Here is a 17,118-nt window from a genome sequence, read left to right on the forward strand (position 1 = left end):
ATGTTGAAGTTTAGGTGCAAGTTTCTGTTGTATCACCAGTAAATAGCGCCGTACCTGCTTGGGTTATATTGAGGCTTTGGTTTTTTGTTGTAGCACCGTTTGGACAGTAGACAAATGTACCATTTTGTCCGTCACCAAGTCGGCCACTTGAGTCAAATTTTAATGAGGCAACAGGGTAGTTTAAGTCATCATTATCTAATACTCTTTCCATTACTCTCAATAAATCATCAGTGTCAGTCGTGTATGTACCATTATTGTCGCGATCTACAAAAATAACGATTCGATTGCTTTTCCAGTCTGTGTTGCAAGTAAAATCTTTATTTTCTAATAGTAGAGTTTCTAGAACGGGACAGACGATGACAATTTCATCACTGGCTGTCGCTTTTGCTCTGGCAAAAGTAACAGTGCGTTTAAGCTCTAATAAAAAACTTTGTGCGCGATTTTCTTGATAAGTAGAACTTGTGAAGAAGAAGGTCAGGGAAGCCAATACACCTAAAATAGCAACGGTGATTAACAATTCCAATAAGCTCATGCCGCGTTGGTATCGCATCTTATGCTCCAAATATAGGGTGGTTATGATACTTTATTTTGCGCTTTTTCAATATATTATTCAACAGCTATGTTTGCCATGCTTGCCCCTATTGTCTAAAATCGACGCATTACCAGAGGAAGCATGATAATCATGAAGAAGATTGAAGCAATAATTAAACCATTTAAGTTAGATGATGTAAGGGAAGCCCTGTCTGATATAGGTATTACTGGCATGACTGTATGTGAAGTTAAAGGATTTGGACGTCAAAAAGGCCACACGGAGCTCTATCGTGGCGCAGAGTATATGGTTGACTTCCTACCAAAAGTAAAACTAGACATTGTACTTGCAGAAGAAGATGTCGATCGTGCAATTGATGTTATTTTGAAAACAGCTCAAACCGGAAAGATAGGTGATGGTAAGATATTTGTTACAGAAGTTGAGCGTGTGGTTAGGATCCGAACTGGTGAAGAGGATGAAGAAGCGATTTAACTTCGTATCTAGTAGGGCAGTTCAGGCATCAAAGATGCCTGAACCAAAATATTAACGTTGGTTAAGCGCTTTTGTTTTTCTGACATTGTCACTTAGCTCTGTTAAACCAAGCTTATCGTAGCTCTTTTCCATCATATCCAGTGCTTCAAGTAAATAGCTGCTTTGTGAATAGTGCTCAACGACATATTTACCACGGTTAGCTGCTGCCAAATACGCTTCACGCTCAAAGTAGTAATTAGCAATTTTTAGTTCATAACGTGCCATTTTGTTGAGTAGCCAGGCAAGACGTTTTTTCGCTTCTGGCGTGTAACTACTATCTGGATAGTTTTTAACTAGCGTAGATAAATCTTGGAACGCAACGCGTGTTTTACTCACATCTCTATCTGCACGGTCAACGCCGAAGTATTCCTGAAATGCATTTTCATCGGCTTTAATATTAATTAAACCACGCATGTAATACATGTAGTCTAGGTTTTTGTGATTTGGGTTCAATCGAATAAAGCGGTCTACTGTTGCAAGTGCTTGATCGATATTTCCTGTTTGATAATGTGCATAAACCAAATCCATTTGTACTTGTCTAGAGTAAGGACCAAATGGGTAACGAGCATTGATTGCGCCAAGTAGCTGAATAGCTCGTGCGTAAAGGCCGGAGTCTAGAGTGCGTTTGGCATCTTCATATAATGCTTGTACAGATTTGTTTGGTACACGTTCAATTTCTTCTTGTTCTGGTGCTGAAGAACATGCGGCTAATCCTAGTATAGATGCGCTAATAAATACTGCAGCAGCGCGTTTTCCCAACTTCATTATCATTTTATTTTACTACCTTCGTTGTCTTCGGCTAGGCCAAGTCGGTAAAACCGAGTAAACTATGCATTTATGCGATTCTAACCCAGTCGAGCGAGGCTTGCACTGGTAATTTAGGTAAAGTTACACATGTCAGAGCAAATTTCTCTACAAGCCGAAGTGCCAATCGAGTTAGGCGGTAAACGTCTAGACCAAATATTAGCGCAATTGTTCCCTGATTTTTCACGTTCAAGAATAAAAACTTGGATTTTAGATGAGAAGGTAACCGTTAATGGTCAAACATTGAGCACACCGAAAGAAAAGCTATTTGGTGGTGAAGTCGTAGAGATCGAAACACAAATAGAAGCAGAGCGCGAATATGAAGCGCAAGATATTGCACTAGATATCGTTTATGAAGATGACGATATTCTGGTGATTAACAAACCTATGGGTTTAGTTGTTCACCCAGGTGCAGGTAACCCTAACGGTACGGTACTCAATGCACTTCTGTATCATCACCCTGATATTATCAATGTACCTCGTGCTGGTATCGTGCATCGTTTGGATAAAGACACAACGGGTTTGATGGTGGTTGCAAAAACGATTCAGGCGCAAACTCATTTGGTTAAAAACCTGCAAGCGCGCACCAATTTCACACGTGAATACGAAGCTATTTGTAACGGTACAATGACAGCTGGTGGTGTAATTGAAAAGCCGATTGGTCGTCATGCCACTAAGCGTACTCATATGGCGGTACATGAAATGGGCAAACCTGCGATTACGCATTATCGTGTTGCTGAAAAGTTCAGAGCACATACGCGACTCAGGCTACGTCTGGAAACAGGTAGAACACACCAGATCCGTGTACACATGGCATACTTAAAGCATCCATTGATTGGGGATCAGCTTTACAATGGCCGTCCTTGCCCACCGAAAAATGCCTCAGCAGAATTTTTAGAGACATTACGTGGCTTCAAGCGTCAGGCACTACACGCTGTTAAGCTCAGTATCGCACATCCAATTACCGGTGAGAAAATGACTTGGGAAGCGCCAATTCCTGATGATATGCAAGCGCTGACTGAGATGCTAAGAGCGGATACGAAAGCTAACCCTCAAATTGAATACTAGTCATATGATATTGCCTCAATGGCCAGTGCAAGAAAAAGTCGGTGCTTTAACAAGCACCCGCTTGGGCGGTTATTCTAAGGCGCCTTTTGATACGTTTAATCTGGCGAGTCATGTCGGAGATTGCGTTGAAGACGTTAAAAGTAATCGTAGGCTGTTAGGGGAATCTCTTCCTGTCGACCCTATTTGGGTTAACCAGGTTCATGGCTCACATGTACACATTGTTGATGCGCATACAGAGTTTGACAAGACATGTAGTGCAGATGCTTTGTATACGCGATTAAGAAAACAGCCCTTAGCAATCATGACCGCAGATTGTTTGCCCATCCTATTAGCAAGTCGACAAGGTGATGAAGTTGCGGCAATTCATGCCGGTTGGCGGCCACTTGCTGGTGGTATTATCGAGAACACGCTAAAGTGCTTTCGTGCACCTGCAAATGAGATAGTGGCTTGGTTTGGGCCTGCAATTGGACCTATTGCGTTTGAAGTGGGGGCTGAAGTAAAAGATGCCTTCATAGACAAATTATCAGCGCAAACTCAGGCATTTACACCAAAAAGTGGGCACAAGTTTTTCGCGGATATCTTTTTATTGGCTCGCATTCAGCTAAATTCGCTGAATATAAACAATATCTATGGCAACGAACTTTGCACTTTCAGTGACAGCAAGCAGTTTTTTTCATACCGCCGTGAGGGGCAGTGTGGACGCATGACAACTGTGATCTGGCGCAAATAAATTTTATTCCCCACTTGATCATATTCGTCAAAGGACCCACTTAAAGAAGTAGTTTAGAATACTTAGGTGTGGAGTCTCATGCGTTTAGATAGATTTACTAGCAAATTTCAAAGTGCGTTGTCAGACGCTCAATCCCTAGCATTGGGTCGAGATCATCAATTTATAGAACCAGTCCATTTAATGTATGCGCTGCTACAGCAAACGGGTTCGAGTGTCAGGGCGTTATTTGCACAAGCTGGTGTGAGTGCAGACGAGCTCAACACTAAGTTATCTCAATCTATAGAGCGACTGTTCAAAGTTGAAGGTGTTGGCGGTGATGTTCAATTGTCTAATAACCTTATTTCACTTATCAATCTATGTGATAAATATGCACAAAAGCGCAAAGATAAATATATTTCTAGCGAAGTGTTTGTATTCTCAGCATGTGAGGATAAAGGCGAGTTAGGAGATATCTTTCGTGCCCTCAATATTACCCAAGACAAGGTTGAAAAGGCCATTAAAGCCATTCGAGGCGGACAAAAAGTAGATGATCCAAACGCCGAAGAAACACGTCAGGCCCTTGAAAAATTTACAATAGATCTAACTGAGCGTGCTGAGCAGGGCAAATTAGACCCAGTGATAGGTCGCGATGATGAAATTCGGCGCACGATTCAAGTCTTGCAGCGTCGAACTAAAAATAACCCGGTGCTGATCGGTGAACCTGGGGTCGGAAAGACAGCGATTGTCGAGGGATTAGCACAGCGCATTATCAACGGTGAAGTACCTGAAGGGCTCAAGCATAAACGTGTTTTGTCTCTAGATTTAGGGGCACTTGTTGCAGGTGCTAAGTATCGAGGCGAATTCGAAGAGCGCTTAAAATCAGTGTTAAATGAGTTAGCCAAAGAAGAAGGGAGTGTGATTTTATTCATTGATGAGATCCATACCATGGTTGGTGCAGGCAAAACAGATGGTGCAATGGATGCGGGGAATATGCTTAAGCCTGCTCTCGCGCGTGGTGAGTTGCATTGCGTTGGTGCAACGACGCTGGATGAGTATCGCCAATATATTGAGAAAGACGCAGCACTTGAAAGGCGTTTTCAAAAAGTCTTTGTCTCAGAGCCTACAGTTGAAGACACAATTGCGATTTTACGTGGCTTAAAAGAACGCTACGAATTACATCACTCTGTAGACATTACCGATCCTGCGATTGTTGCTGCGGCAAATTTATCACATCGTTATATTAGCGACCGTCAACTACCCGATAAAGCCATTGACCTAATAGATGAAGCAGGCTCATCTATTCGTTTGCAAATCGACTCTAAGCCAGAGCAACTAGACAAGCTCGAAAGACGCATTATTCAGCTGAAGTTAGAAGACAATGCTTTGGCGAAAGAAAAAGACGAAGCCAGTCAAAAACGCCGCACTGAAATGCAGTCACTGATCGCCCAGCTAGAGACTGAATATACAGAATTAGATGAAGTTTGGAATGCTGAAAAAGCCTCTTTGCAGGGCACGCAAGTAATTAAAGCTGAGCTTGAACAAGCGCGCCTTGACCTTGAAGTGGCGCGCAGAGCAAGTGATTTGCAGCGCATGTCTGAATTGCAATATGGCCGTATTCCTGCGCTTGAGCGCAAACTAGACTTAGCATCTCAAGCTGAAATGCAAGAAATGAGCTTGCTTAAAAACCAAGTGTCTGAAGATGAAATCGCGGAGATCCTTTCTCGTTGGACAGGTATTCCTGTGGCGAAGATGCTGCAAGGGGAGCGTGAAAAGCTCTTACATATGGAAGATGAATTACATCAGAAAGTCATCGGGCAGGATGAAGCGGTTAATGCGATTGCTAACGCTATCCGTCGCTCTCGAGCAGGACTTGCGGATCCTAATCGTCCAATAGGCTCCTTCTTATTTTTAGGACCTACTGGGGTGGGTAAAACAGAGCTGACAAAAGCGTTAGCTAATTTTATGTTTGATACAGAAGATGCCATGGTGCGGATCGACATGTCTGAATTCATGGAAAAGCACTCAGTCGCTCGTTTAGTCGGTGCCCCCCCTGGTTATGTCGGCTATGAAGAAGGTGGTTATTTAACGGAAGCGGTCCGTCGCAGACCTTATTCTGTTGTGTTGTTGGATGAAGTAGAAAAAGCGCATCCGGATGTCTTTAATATTCTTCTACAGGTATTAGATGATGGCCGTTTAACCGATGGCCAAGGTCGAACGGTTGATTTTAAGAATACTGTTATCATCATGACATCAAATTTGGGGTCAGACGTTATTCAAGAGCAGGCAAGCAGTAATGATTATACCGGCCTGAAAAACAAACTGATGGACGTACTGACGACTCAGTTTAGACCTGAGTTTATAAACCGTATCGATGAGACTGTGGTATTCCATCCACTGGTCACCGAACACATCAAGCAAATTGCAAGAATCCAACTTGATAAGCTCTCAGGTCGTCTTAAAGATAATGGTTATGGGTTCGAAGTGAGCGAAGGTGCACTTGAGAAAATAGCACAGAGCGGATTTGACCCAGTGTTTGGGGCGCGGCCACTTAAGCGTGCGATACAGCAATATATTGAAAACCCATTAGCACAAAGTTTGTTGCAAGGTGATTTTAATGGGTACGCACGCATTAAGGTAGATGTTGACGAAGGCAATATATTGTTTAGTGGCGAGTAATCTCGCACTACAGCTCAAATATAATTAAAAATATTTGTTATGAACCCCCTAAAGATCACGATGAAGTTATTTGGGGGGTTTTGCTTTTATATGGTAAATTTAACGACTATTTAGTCTAGCTTGATGACATAGCATGAATAAAAATTACAAACAGGCGGGTGTCGTCAATTTTGGCACCGCAGACAGACTTCAGATACGAAGCCTTCCACAGCCAACACTTGAACGGGGTCAAGTTTTTATTCGTATTACCTCATCTTCGATAAATCCCATTGATGTTAAAACACGCGCAGGCTTAGGTTATGTTGCACAGTCAAAGCAGGATGGTGCATTTTTACCTTTAGGCTACGATGTATTAGGCATCATTGAAGAGGTAAGTGAAGGCGTTAATAACCTAGCAGTCGGTGACACTGTACTAGGTATGGTGGGTTTTCCCTCGACGCCTGGATGCTATGCGTCCCATGTCATTGTTGAAAGTGAAGAAATTATTGTTGTTGACTCGAAAGTTTCTGATGAATTTGCGGGTCTGAGTTTAGCAGGACTCACTGCGCTACAATCGTTAAATAAATTAAATGCGAACGCAGGGACCTTGTTTATTAACGCGCCGACAGGTGGTGTAGGCCACTTAGCTATACAGCTAGCGGTACTTAATGGATTTGACGTGGTTGCCGTAACAACACGTAAGGCATTAATTGAGTCATTGAACTTTGATGTGGCAACTATGTCTTATGAGGAGTTTTTTGACCAACCCCAGTCGGGTCAGCTTTTGGATTTGGTCGGTGGCGAGCTTGCTTGTAAAATGCTGTCACACATGGGAGCGGGTACTTCGTTTGTGACTGTGCCCTCAATAACCAAAGACGCAGTTATTGAACACGGTGCCTCTTTTGGCGCTCAAGGAGATGGAATTTTAGTCCAAGCTAATCCAAAACACCTAAATGAACTGTATAAAGCTGTCGCGACACAGCGAGTAAAGCTTGTTGCAAGTAAAAAGTTTAAGCTAGATGAGGTTGCCTTGGCTCACAAATATGTTGAGCAAGGCGAGCACTTTGGCAAAGTTATTATTGTGGCTTGAGTATTTTAAATTAGCCCCCATTGAAGGGGCATAACTTAAGCTTGATCCGGGCCTCGAGGTATTTTTTTGAAACACACGAATTTAGATAGCAAGTTAGAAACACTTGCCAACACTGCGCTTGTCTCTTCATTAGCGGGTATTCAGCGCGGTATTGAACGAGAAGCTTTACGGATCCAGCCATCCGGCAAAATCGCTAAAACCCCCCATCCAGCAGGTGTTGGACACCCATTGACACATAACTCAATTACAACTGACTTTTCAGAATCACTGCTTGAGTTTATTACACCTGTTAGCACCTCTGCAGAACAAACGTTATCTCAGCTTAGAGATCTACAAAAATATACTTTGACGAATATGGGCGATGAAATGCTCTGGCCTATGAGTATGCCGTGCTTTATCGAAGATCAAGACGATATTGTTCTGGCACAATTTGGTGAGTCCAATATTGGGAAAATGAAAACCCTGTATCGCGAAGGATTAAAAAATCGCTATGGCAGCATGATGCAGGCTATTGCTGGTGTGCATTTTAATATGTCATTCCCAAGTGACTTCTGGAGCGCATTAAAGGCGAGCGAGCAAAATACTGGGTCGGTACAAGATTTTATTTCTGATAAATACCTTGGCCTTATTCGCAATTTTAAACGTGAACTATGGCTGATAAGCTATTTGTTTGGCGCTTCCCCTGCGTTATGTCGCTCTTTTTTACAAGGCAAGCAAAGCGATTTACCATTTCAAGAGTCAGGTAAGGGGACTTTATATTTAGATAAAGGTACAGCGTTACGTTTGGGCGATTTAGGGTATACCAACAGTGCTCAGTCTTCACTCAAGGTGATGTACAACAGCTTGCCTGAATATGTGAAAGGCTTACAAACCGCAATCCGCTGTCGTTCTGATTTATACGAAAATATTGATGATTATCGCGCTGATGTGCCTAAGCAGTTGAACAAGAATATTCTTCAGATAGAAAACGAGTTCTACTCACCAATCCGACCAAAGCGCAATGCCAATTCGCAAGAGACACCAACACAGGCATTGGCACGCGGTGGTATCGAGTATATTGAGATCCGCGCCTTAGATGTTAATCCATTCTCAGATACAGGCATTAGCTTAGAGCAAATCAGATTCTTAGATGTGTTCTTAACTTACTGTTTGTTAAAAGACTCACCAGAGATGGACTGGGATGAGCAGCAGGTTTCAGACAGAAACTTGCAAAGTGTAATTTGCACAGGACGCGATACAGAGACTCATTTACAGCAAGGCGATACGCAAATTTCTATTGCGGCGTGGGCTGAATCTATTTTCTGTGACTTGACGAAAGTTGCCAAGCTGTTTGATGACGCGCATGGTGATCAGACTTACTCAGATACGATTGCAAGCTTAGCTACTTGGGTAGATAACCCGGATGAGACGTTTTCAGGTCAATTGGTGAGTGCTTTGAAAGAACAGAGTACCGATTCTGCTGAGCAAGCTCTTAAACTGGGCAGTCAATATAAGCAATCTCATTTGCAAAGTGATTATCAGTTTTATAATGAGTCAGAGTTGGATGCTAAAACAGCGCAGTCATTTGCTGATGAAAAAACGGTTTGTGATGCAGATGAGTTAACACTGACTGCATTTTTACAAGATTATTTTGAAAAAGCATAAAAAAACGCAGCCCATGGGGCTGCGTCAAAATATATCAGGGATGAAACAATGCTAAACTGCTGCATTCAAGTAGTATGACCCTAGCAAAATAGAAAAGTTCAGGTGAGTTCAAAAAAAATGAGAAAAAAAATAATATTTTTACCTCTACTTCTAGCTCTGACTGGTTGTGCAACAGCCCCTCCGAAGCAACCTAATGATATTTGTAAGATTTTTGAGGAGAAAGAGGACTGGTATTACGATGCGCGTGATGCACAGGATAAGTGGGGTTCGCCAAAACATGTGCTGATGAGCATGATGTACCAAGAGAGTTCATTTAGGCATGATGCCGCGCCGCCGATGGAATACTTCTTAGGCTTTATTCCAATTGGTCGTGCTAGTTCAGCATATGGTTATTCCCAGGCCAAAACAATGACTTGGAGTGATTATATTCGCGAGACTGGCAATTCAGGGGCCGATAGAGATGACTTTGAAGATGCGATAGACTTTATGGGCTGGTTTGTTTATAAAACGCATAAGGTAAATGGTGTTTCAAAGTGGGATGCCTATGCGCAGTACCTAAACTATCATGAAGGTTGGGGTGGATACCGCCGTGGCACCTATAAACAGAAAAAATGGCTGATGAAAGTTGCTAATAAGGTTAAGCATAGAGCGTCTCGTTACGGTGCACAGCTGAAACGATGTGAGGATGATCTGGATAAAAACTGGTTTCAGAGGCTGTTTTCGTAACAATCAGTGTCGAGGAAACGAGTTTAGACTGAATAAAAAGAAAAAAGGGTTAGCATATGCTAACCCTTTTTTTAAGCTTGTTTTTGTGCTTGTTGCAGTGGATAAATCTTCACTATTTTAATCATGTTTTCTTTGACTTCCATGACTTCCATTGGATAGTTAGCGATTTTTAAGCTTAGTTGACTCTCTGGAATATCTTCAAGGTACTCAACAATTAAGCCGCTGAGTGTTTTAGGCCCTTCAGTGGGTAACTCCCAGCCCATTTCTTTATTTAGATCTCGGATATTGGCGCTGCCATCAACCAAGACGGAGCCGTCACTTTGCACCGTCACTTCATCGCTTGGTGTTGGTGTTTGAGTCGTTGTAAAGTCACCAACAACTTCTTCTAATATATCTTCTAACGTCACCAAGCCCTGAATGTCACCGTATTCATCAACTACCAAGCCAATACGCTCTTTGTTTTGTTGAAACTTCAGCAGTTGAGTATTCAGCGATGTGCCTTCAGGAATAAAGTATATTTCTCTTACGGCACGCAGTAGTGAAGGCTTATCAAACTGTTCTTTAGTTAACAAGCGCAGTGCATCCCTTGAGTGAATAAAGCCAACGGCGTCATCTATTTGATCACGGTATAGCAGCACTCGAGTGTGCTGTGCATTTGTTAACCGACGAGAAATATCTTTCCAGTCATCGTTAATATCAATGGCATTGATCTCATTTCGGGGGATCATGATATCTTCAACTGTGACTTGCTCTAGGTCTAAAATAGAGGTCAGCATATTGCCATGATTGGTGGGTAGCATGGCACTGGATTCATTTACGACCGTCTTGAGTTCTTCTTTACTTAAGCTATGTTCTTCTATTTGTTCTGGTGATACACCAAAAAGCTTGAGCATGCCGTTGGTGATCCAGTTGACGGTAACCACAACAGGGAATAATACTTTTAAGAGTATTTTAAGTATCACAGAGCTTGGGAAAGCCACTTTTTCAGGATACAGCGCTGCAAGTGTTTTAGGCGTGACTTCTGCAAAAATCAAAATAACCAAGGTCAGTGCAAATGTCGCAACAACAATACCTGCATCACCTAATAATCTCATACCAATCACGGTGGCAACCGCTGAGGCAGCGATATTAACGAGGTTGTTACCGATAAGAATAAGTCCAATAAGGCGATCTGGCCTTTTGAGTAGTTTATCAACGCGTTTGGCAGATTTGTTATTCTCTTTAACTAAATGTCTGAGCCTATAGCGATTAATGGACATGATGCCAGTCTCAGAGCTTGAGAAATAACCTGATATAAGTATCAGTACGCCAAGTATGATAAACAAGGCGCTGGTAGATATGTCGTCCAACAGAGGATCCCTTTTTTACTTTCGAAAGGTTATTAAGCGTCAGCATACGAATAGAGTCAAGCGTGACGCTCATTTTTTTGTATTAAAATTTGTCTAAGATAACTTCTTGAATAAATCGGCTGCCAAAATATGCCAAGGTAACAATGCCGGATGCGCCGATAATGGCAAAAACGACAGGTTTTCCGCGCCAACCAAATTGGTGGTGGCCGAGTGTGACTGAGGAAAAAATTGTCCAAGCAATTAATGATAATACCGTTTTGTGGATAGACGCTTTATCGAACATACCATCTAAAAATACAAACCCAGCAATTAATGCCAATGTGAGTAGTCCTGTGCCGACAGTGAGGAGTTGATATAGCTGAGATTCCACTTGCATCAGCGGAGGCAAATGGCTATTCATGATTGCCAGATCTTTGCTTTTTAAACGCTTATCAATAAAGTAAAACTGCACAGCATATAAAGTAGCGATGATTAAAATGCAGTATGCCAGAAGTGATAGCGAGATATGTGTGACTAAGCCAATATCTACATTGATGTCATCCATAATAATGTGGTGGGGGATAAATAAACTGGCAATAAGCAAAATCGCGGCAAATCCATAAACCACGGGTAACAATAAAGTTGCGGGGAATTTTAATGAGACCGTTGTCACAGAGACGACAATAACCCAGCAAGTCAACAGGGCAATATTAATGGTACTCAAGTCTTGACCGTACTGAGTAAACACCGAGTTCACCAATACCAGCATATGGCTCAATATCGCCACCGTACTTAAAATAACGGTCAACTTTTGGCTTGGGCCTTCTCTATGGAATAAACGTGAAAGCACGTGTCCAGTTGCTAGTATGTAAAACAGGCTCGCCAATAATGACAAAATGATGATCATGAACTTTGTGTCTACTTTCGTGGTCCTTTTATAGGCTATTGTATTTTAAGCCTCGCCGCTTGCATAGACTTTGTAAAAAGAATCTTTGTATAACTTGAATACTGTATTAGTTGCGCGCATATCAGTATAATGTTGCGTAATTACGAGATAGTGGAAGCGATACATGTTTGAGAACCTCCAAGAACGCTTAGGAAAAACGCTTAAAAATATCAGCGGCAGGGGCCGACTGACCGAAGATAATATTAAAGAAACACTGCGCGAAGTGCGCATGGCCTTGCTTGAAGCAGACGTTGCACTGCCTGTAGTGCGTGAGTTTGTAAAAAAAGTGAAAGAGCGTGCTGTTGGTGTTGAAGTCACCAAGAGTCTAAGTCCTGGTCAGGTTTTCATTAAAATTGTTCGTGAAGAACTTGAAAAGGCGATGGGTGAAGCAAATGAAGAGCTAAACCTTAACGCTCAGCCTCCAGCTGTTGTGATGATGGCAGGTTTGCAAGGTGCTGGTAAAACGACCAGTGTGGGTAAACTTGCAAAATTTCTAAAAGAGAAAAAGAAAAAATCTGTTTTGGTTGTCAGTGCCGACGTATATCGTCCGGCGGCAATCAAGCAGCTTGAAACGTTAGCACAGGAAGTAGATGTTGAATTCTTCCCAAGTGACATTTCACAAAAACCAGTTGATATTGCCAATAACGCTGTTAGTCATGCGAAAAAGAAATTCATTGACGTAGTGCTGGTGGATACCGCTGGTCGTCTTCACGTTGACAGTGACATGATGGACGAGATCAAAGAGTTAAACGCGGCGATTAATCCAATTGAAACGCTATTTGTTGTTGACTCAATGACAGGTCAGGATGCCGCCAATACGGCGAAAGCATTCGATGAAGCGCTTCCTTTAACCGGTGTGATTTTAACGAAAACAGATGGTGATGCACGTGGTGGTGCAGCGTTATCTATCCGTCATATCACAGGAAAACCGATTAAGTTTATGGGTGTGGGTGAGCGAACAGATGCGCTTGAACCATTCCACCCAGATCGTATCGCCTCGCGTATTCTTGGTATGGGTGATGTGTTATCACTTATCGAAGAAGTAGAAGCAAAAGTTGACAAAGATAAAGCTGCAAAAGTGGCGGAAAAAGTCTTTAAAGGTGACGGCTTCACACTGGAAGATTTTGCTGAGCAATTAAAGCAAATGAAAAACATGGGCGGCATGATGTCTATGCTAGAAAAGCTGCCTGGCATGAATAACCTACCTGATGCAGTGAAAGGTCAAGTCAATGACAAAACCTTTAATCAGATGGAAGCGATTATCAGCTCAATGACGCCAAAAGAGCGTGCCCGCCCAGAAATCATCAAAGGCTCTCGCAAGAAGCGTATTGCTGCAGGTTCTGGTACGCAAGTACAAGATATCAATAAGCTGCTTAAGCAGTTTACTCAAATGCAAAAAATGATGAAGAAGATGAAAGGCAAGGGCGGCATGATGAAAATGATGCGCGGCATGAAAGGTATGATGCCTCCAGGTATGTTTGGCGGCGGCGGTCCTAAGTTTTAATTAACTGAATCAAAAAAGGGAAGTGATGTCACTTCCCTTTTTACTTTATCAAGCCCTAATCTTGTTCGGCCTCAGAGCTAAGCGCTTTGCGTGCTGCCTTAGTCAGTCTAACAAGTTCCATTCTCACTGCTTTACTATCCATACACACGTTTTCAAACTGAACATAGTAGTTTTTGTCATTGGCGCGAAGATAACATCCATCAGGGACAATGGTTGTCATGATGACATCATCAGCTTGCACTTGGTGGATTAGATTCAGCATAAGTTGGTTGGCATCAGCATGGTCATCATTCATATGTTTAACCATGCGCTTTTCATCTTCAAGCGTCCATTCTGGCGCTTGTGCATGCCATTCATTTTCTTCTATCCAGAAGATATGACCAAATCCACCGATATAGCGAACGCGCTTTACTTCCATGCGCCATAACTGAAAGTCATGGGCTTGGCGGTAAGATATAGCTTCAGGGTATTGACGCTCATAGCGCTCAAGTAATGATTCTGACTCTTTAGCTGGCACCGGCGCTGCATCACCAACGACAGTTACTCGTGCGTGTGCATTTTGGTCACCTTGCTCTGCAGCATCGAATACGGTCGCACACATGCGGCTATCTTCAGTAAGGTTTCTTGAATGTTGTGCTATCCCTGCAATATAAAAAATCAGCCTACCTTGATTGTCCGTCATAAAAGGAGACACAGATCCAAAAGGGTAGCCCTGTAGGTTTTTAGAAATAGTTGAGATCACACAGACAGATGACTGTCTTACTAAGGTGCGTGCTTCAAAAGCGGCTTGTTCACGCATTGGAGGCTCCTGTTAGCGGTTCTGAAAAAATCATAGGGATTTCAAAGCTGGGGTGCAAGTTAATTTGCATGCCAGCACGGTATATTGGTTGCAACACCTCAGGGCGTAAGACTTCCTGTGGCTTGCCGTCGTGATAGATGACGCCATGGTGCAGCAGTAAAATTCTGTCAGCATATAATGATGCTAAGTTTAAGTCGTGTAATACAGCAATGACGGTATTACCTTGCTCTGCAAACGATTTCGCTTTGCTTAAGGTCATATGTTGATGATGCAGATCCAATGCCGAGGTTGGTTCGTCCAGTAACATCAACTTGCCTGACGTTTCAGGCTTATGTGCATCAAGCTGCGCAATGCAACGTGCAAATTGCACGCGTTGAAACTCACCGCCTGATAGTACGGTAACATCTCTGTCAGCTAACGCTTCTAGAGACATTTGCAGGATAACCTCATTGACCACTTCAGCTTGTGCTGACCTAGTCTCGTGATAGGGGTAGCGCCCCATTGCAATCAATTCTGCAGCACTAAAAGCAAAATTGACGCGATTGTTTTGCAGCAGCATGGCGCGTTTGGTCGCCAGTTGCTGTGGGTCAAGTTGATGGATCCGCTGTTTGTGAAATAACACATCGCCTGAATAGGTCAGATCATCACATATTGCACTCAATAAGGTCGATTTACCCGCGCCATTCTCTCCAAGTAAGACAATAAATTGACCTTGCTGCGCAGTAAAAGACAGATCGTGAATAATGCGCTTGTTACCGCGCGTAATCGAGATATTGTTGCACTCAAGCATGAGCACCTCGCTTTTGCTTCACTAATTGATAGATAAAAAACGGCGCGCCAAATAGCGCAGTGACAATACCTATCGGTAACTCAGAGGGTGCGACAATCAGGCGTGCTATCCAATCAGCCAGTAACATTAATAAGCACCCTAAAAGCATGCTCAGAGGGAGCATTTTTCGTAGATCAGGACCTACTAATAAGCGCGCGATATGGGGAACAACCAACCCAACAAAGCCAATCATACCCGCCATAGCAACGGCACCACCGACACCGAGCGCAACGAGAAAGACCACTTCGGTTTTTAGGCGTTTTACATTCACACCTAGATGTCTTGCATCCCTTTCGCCAAGCATCAGTGCGTTTATTTGGCGTTTCTTCAAAATCAACATGATGGTGCTGATGATGATAAGAGGAGCGCCGTAAATCATTGCTGACCAACTCGCGCCGCCTAAAGATCCCATTTGCCAATAAGTCATCAAACGCAATGAACTGTCATCAGCAAAAAAGCTGAATAAGCCGATAATGGCCATGGCAATGGCATTAATGGCGACGCCTGCCAATAATAATGTCGTGATTTGAACCTGACCTTGATGGTTGGCTAGACGGTAAATGACAGAAGTGATGGTTAATGCACCTACAAATGCAGCTGGTGCAACCATGGCTTCATTAATAAAGCTAACTTTGGGAGCGAGTGCGATAACGGCAATGGCAGCGACCGCTGCGCCACCTGTCACGCCCATTAAACTGGGGTCGGCTAGCGGGTTGCGACATAGCGCCTGCGTTGCCGCGCCGCTGCAAGCGAGCACGGAGCCAACTAAAATGGCGAGCAGCAATCGAGGTAATCTAATTTGTGATACGACACTCATTTGCAGCTCATTAATGTCCATTGCCATGGTATCGGGTAATAACCAAGCGATGGGCATTTTCCAATCCCACCCAACAGGACCGCTACTGAGAGAGAGCCAAGCGAGGCCAAGCAGCAATAAGCCGCTCAACCAGTACCACTTTAAATGCTGATTTGAATTTAAAAGGGGAAGTGCGGTGTTACTCATAATGCCTGCTTACGATGAAATGCGTCTAGTTTGGCAATGGCTTCAGGTAATCGAGTAGTCATACCGAGTGCCATTAGAGAATCCATAACTAATAGACGACATTCCTTCGCAGCTGGGATTAAAGCAAGGGATGCTTGCTGACAAAACTTTTCTGGGCCGCCTGCGCCATAGACAACATGACTGGGTGCGACGATAAAGTCAGGGTTACTGACTAATAGAGCTTCACGGTTAAAGGGCTTAAAACCATTATGTACAGCGATATTTTCAATGCCTGTATAGTCAAATAAGACATCTGGTACAGTCTCTTTTCCTGCGACCATCACACCTCTTTCACCAGCAGAGAGAATAAATAATGCCTTCGTACCTGAGCGTTTAGATTTACTTGGCAATTGCTTTTTTAAAGAGTTGATTAGCTGTTCTGCTTGAGGCTTTTTGTTGAGATCGGTTGCAACTTCGGTGATAAGAGAAAAAAGCCCTTGAACATGCTTTGGCTTTTCATACAACTTGAGTGGCACGCCAGTGCTTTTAATTTGCGTGAGTACTTCAGGGCGGCCGGCGCCTTCTAGGGTCAAAATCATGGTTGGCTTTTGCGATAAAATACCTTCTGCGGCCAAATCACGATAATAGCCAACCTTTGGCAGGGTTGTTGCTTTTGGTGGCCATGTACTTGAGGTGTCTACTGCAACGACAGACTCACCTGCATTGAGCGCATAGACGATATCTGTAATGGTGCCACCAGCGACGACCAAGCGTTCAGCGTTCGCAGCGAAGCTACTCAGCATCAGTAAAATACCAATATAAAGGGTATGTTTCATTGTTCTCTCACGTGTTAATTACTTGAGTTTTTGACTCGTTACTGCACGTTTGAAGGGCAGTTTGAGCGACTGATAAATCCCTTATGAGTCTGTGTATCCAATGACGGTAATAATACATTCTCAAGAAACTAAAATCTA

General features: G+C 43.1%; 16 protein-coding genes. 8 read left to right on the plus strand and 8 right to left on the minus strand.

The genetic code is table 11. The annotated features are described in order from the left end of the window. Nucleotides 1-10 precede the first annotated feature (10 nt). Nucleotides 11-550, minus strand: coding sequence for a pilus assembly FimT family protein (locus N477_RS04070; RefSeq protein WP_063360243.1), 540 nt, complete (start codon nt 548-550; stop codon nt 11-13). A 132-nt stretch (nt 551-682) separates the two neighbouring features. On the opposite strand from N477_RS04070, the gene glnB reads away from it, so the two are divergent. Further along, nucleotides 683-1,021, plus strand: a complete 339-nt coding sequence (gene glnB, locus N477_RS04075) for a nitrogen regulatory protein P-II (protein WP_010382451.1) — start codon at nt 683-685, stop codon at nt 1,019-1,021. A 51-nt stretch (nt 1,022-1,072) separates the two neighbouring features. On the opposite strand, the gene N477_RS04080 is transcribed toward glnB, so the two are convergent. Beyond that, a complete protein-coding gene (locus N477_RS04080; RefSeq protein ID WP_063360242.1) occupies nt 1,073-1,831 on the minus strand; it encodes an outer membrane protein assembly factor BamD in 759 nt (252 codons plus the stop codon). Between the two features lie 123 nt (nt 1,832-1,954). Between N477_RS04080 and rluD the strand changes: the two genes are divergently transcribed. The 6 genes from rluD to N477_RS04110 all read left to right on the plus strand — a co-directional run bounded on the left by rluD (nt 1,955) and on the right by N477_RS04110 (nt 9,756). Next, nucleotides 1,955-2,932 carry a 23S rRNA pseudouridine(1911/1915/1917) synthase RluD gene (gene rluD, locus N477_RS04085; RefSeq protein ID WP_063360241.1) on the plus strand — a complete coding sequence of 326 codons (978 nt, stop codon included), beginning with the start codon at nt 1,955-1,957 and terminating at the stop codon, nt 2,930-2,932. A gap of 4 nt (nt 2,933-2,936) precedes the next feature. Beyond that, nucleotides 2,937-3,662: a peptidoglycan editing factor PgeF gene (gene pgeF, locus N477_RS04090; RefSeq protein ID WP_063360240.1), complete on the plus strand. Its 726-nt coding sequence runs from the start codon at nt 2,937-2,939 to the stop codon at nt 3,660-3,662. Nucleotides 3,663-3,740: 78 nt separating this feature from the next. Further along, the gene (gene clpB / locus N477_RS04095; protein WP_063360239.1) at nt 3,741-6,317 is read left to right on the plus strand and encodes an ATP-dependent chaperone ClpB; all 2,577 of its coding nucleotides are present in this window, start codon (nt 3,741-3,743) and stop codon (nt 6,315-6,317) included. Nucleotides 6,318-6,450: 133 nt separating this feature from the next. Further along, nucleotides 6,451-7,386 (plus strand): NADP-dependent oxidoreductase, encoded by a 936-nt coding sequence (locus tag N477_RS04100; protein WP_063360238.1) that lies wholly within the window; start codon nt 6,451-6,453, stop codon nt 7,384-7,386. Nucleotides 7,387-7,452: 66 nt separating this feature from the next. After that, a complete protein-coding gene (gshA, locus tag N477_RS04105) occupies nt 7,453-9,030 on the plus strand; it encodes a glutamate--cysteine ligase (protein WP_063360237.1) in 1,578 nt (525 codons plus the stop codon). 117 nt (nt 9,031-9,147) lie between these two features. Further along, nucleotides 9,148-9,756: a hypothetical protein gene (locus N477_RS04110; protein WP_063360236.1), complete on the plus strand. Its 609-nt coding sequence runs from the start codon at nt 9,148-9,150 to the stop codon at nt 9,754-9,756. A 71-nt stretch (nt 9,757-9,827) separates the two neighbouring features. Here the strand turns inward: N477_RS04110 and N477_RS04115 are convergent, their stop codons facing one another. Both N477_RS04115 and N477_RS04120 read right to left on the minus strand, forming a co-directional pair. Continuing rightward, a complete protein-coding gene (locus N477_RS04115; protein ID WP_063360235.1) occupies nt 9,828-11,105 on the minus strand; it encodes an HlyC/CorC family transporter in 1,278 nt (425 codons plus the stop codon). 82 nt (nt 11,106-11,187) lie between these two features. Continuing rightward, the gene (locus N477_RS04120) at nt 11,188-11,991 is read right to left on the minus strand and encodes a cytochrome C assembly family protein (RefSeq protein WP_063360234.1); all 804 of its coding nucleotides are present in this window, start codon (nt 11,989-11,991) and stop codon (nt 11,188-11,190) included. Between the two features lie 163 nt (nt 11,992-12,154). On the opposite strand from N477_RS04120, the gene ffh reads away from it, so the two are divergent. Continuing rightward, on the plus strand, nt 12,155-13,534 hold the full coding sequence (gene ffh / locus N477_RS04125) for a signal recognition particle protein (protein WP_046354729.1): 1,380 nt from the start codon (nt 12,155-12,157) through the stop codon (nt 13,532-13,534). A gap of 55 nt (nt 13,535-13,589) precedes the next feature. Here the strand turns inward: ffh and N477_RS04130 are convergent, their stop codons facing one another. Genes N477_RS04130 through N477_RS04145 form a run of 4 tightly spaced genes read right to left on the minus strand, consistent with a single transcriptional unit; the run spans nt 13,590 to nt 16,980 of the window. After that, complete coding sequence (locus N477_RS04130) at nt 13,590-14,333, minus strand: HugZ family protein (protein ID WP_063360233.1); 744 nt, start codon at nt 14,331-14,333, stop codon at nt 13,590-13,592. Beyond that, entirely contained in the window at nt 14,326-15,123 is a 798-nt protein-coding gene (locus N477_RS04135; protein ID WP_081216320.1) for a heme ABC transporter ATP-binding protein, read from the minus strand. The genes N477_RS04130 and N477_RS04135 overlap by 8 nt, the downstream gene beginning before the upstream one ends. After that, on the minus strand, nt 15,116-16,165 hold the full coding sequence (locus N477_RS04140) for a FecCD family ABC transporter permease (protein ID WP_063360231.1): 1,050 nt from the start codon (nt 16,163-16,165) through the stop codon (nt 15,116-15,118). Before N477_RS04140 ends, N477_RS04135 begins: the two co-directional genes overlap by 8 nt. Then, on the minus strand, nt 16,162-16,980 hold the full coding sequence (locus N477_RS04145) for a heme/hemin ABC transporter substrate-binding protein (protein WP_063360230.1): 819 nt from the start codon (nt 16,978-16,980) through the stop codon (nt 16,162-16,164). Before N477_RS04145 ends, N477_RS04140 begins: the two co-directional genes overlap by 4 nt. Nucleotides 16,981-17,118: the final 138 nt, after the last annotated feature.

It is taken from the genome of Pseudoalteromonas luteoviolacea H33-S (assembly GCF_001625695.1).
In the GTDB taxonomy this organism is placed as follows: domain Bacteria; phylum Pseudomonadota; class Gammaproteobacteria; order Enterobacterales; family Alteromonadaceae; genus Pseudoalteromonas; species Pseudoalteromonas luteoviolacea_B.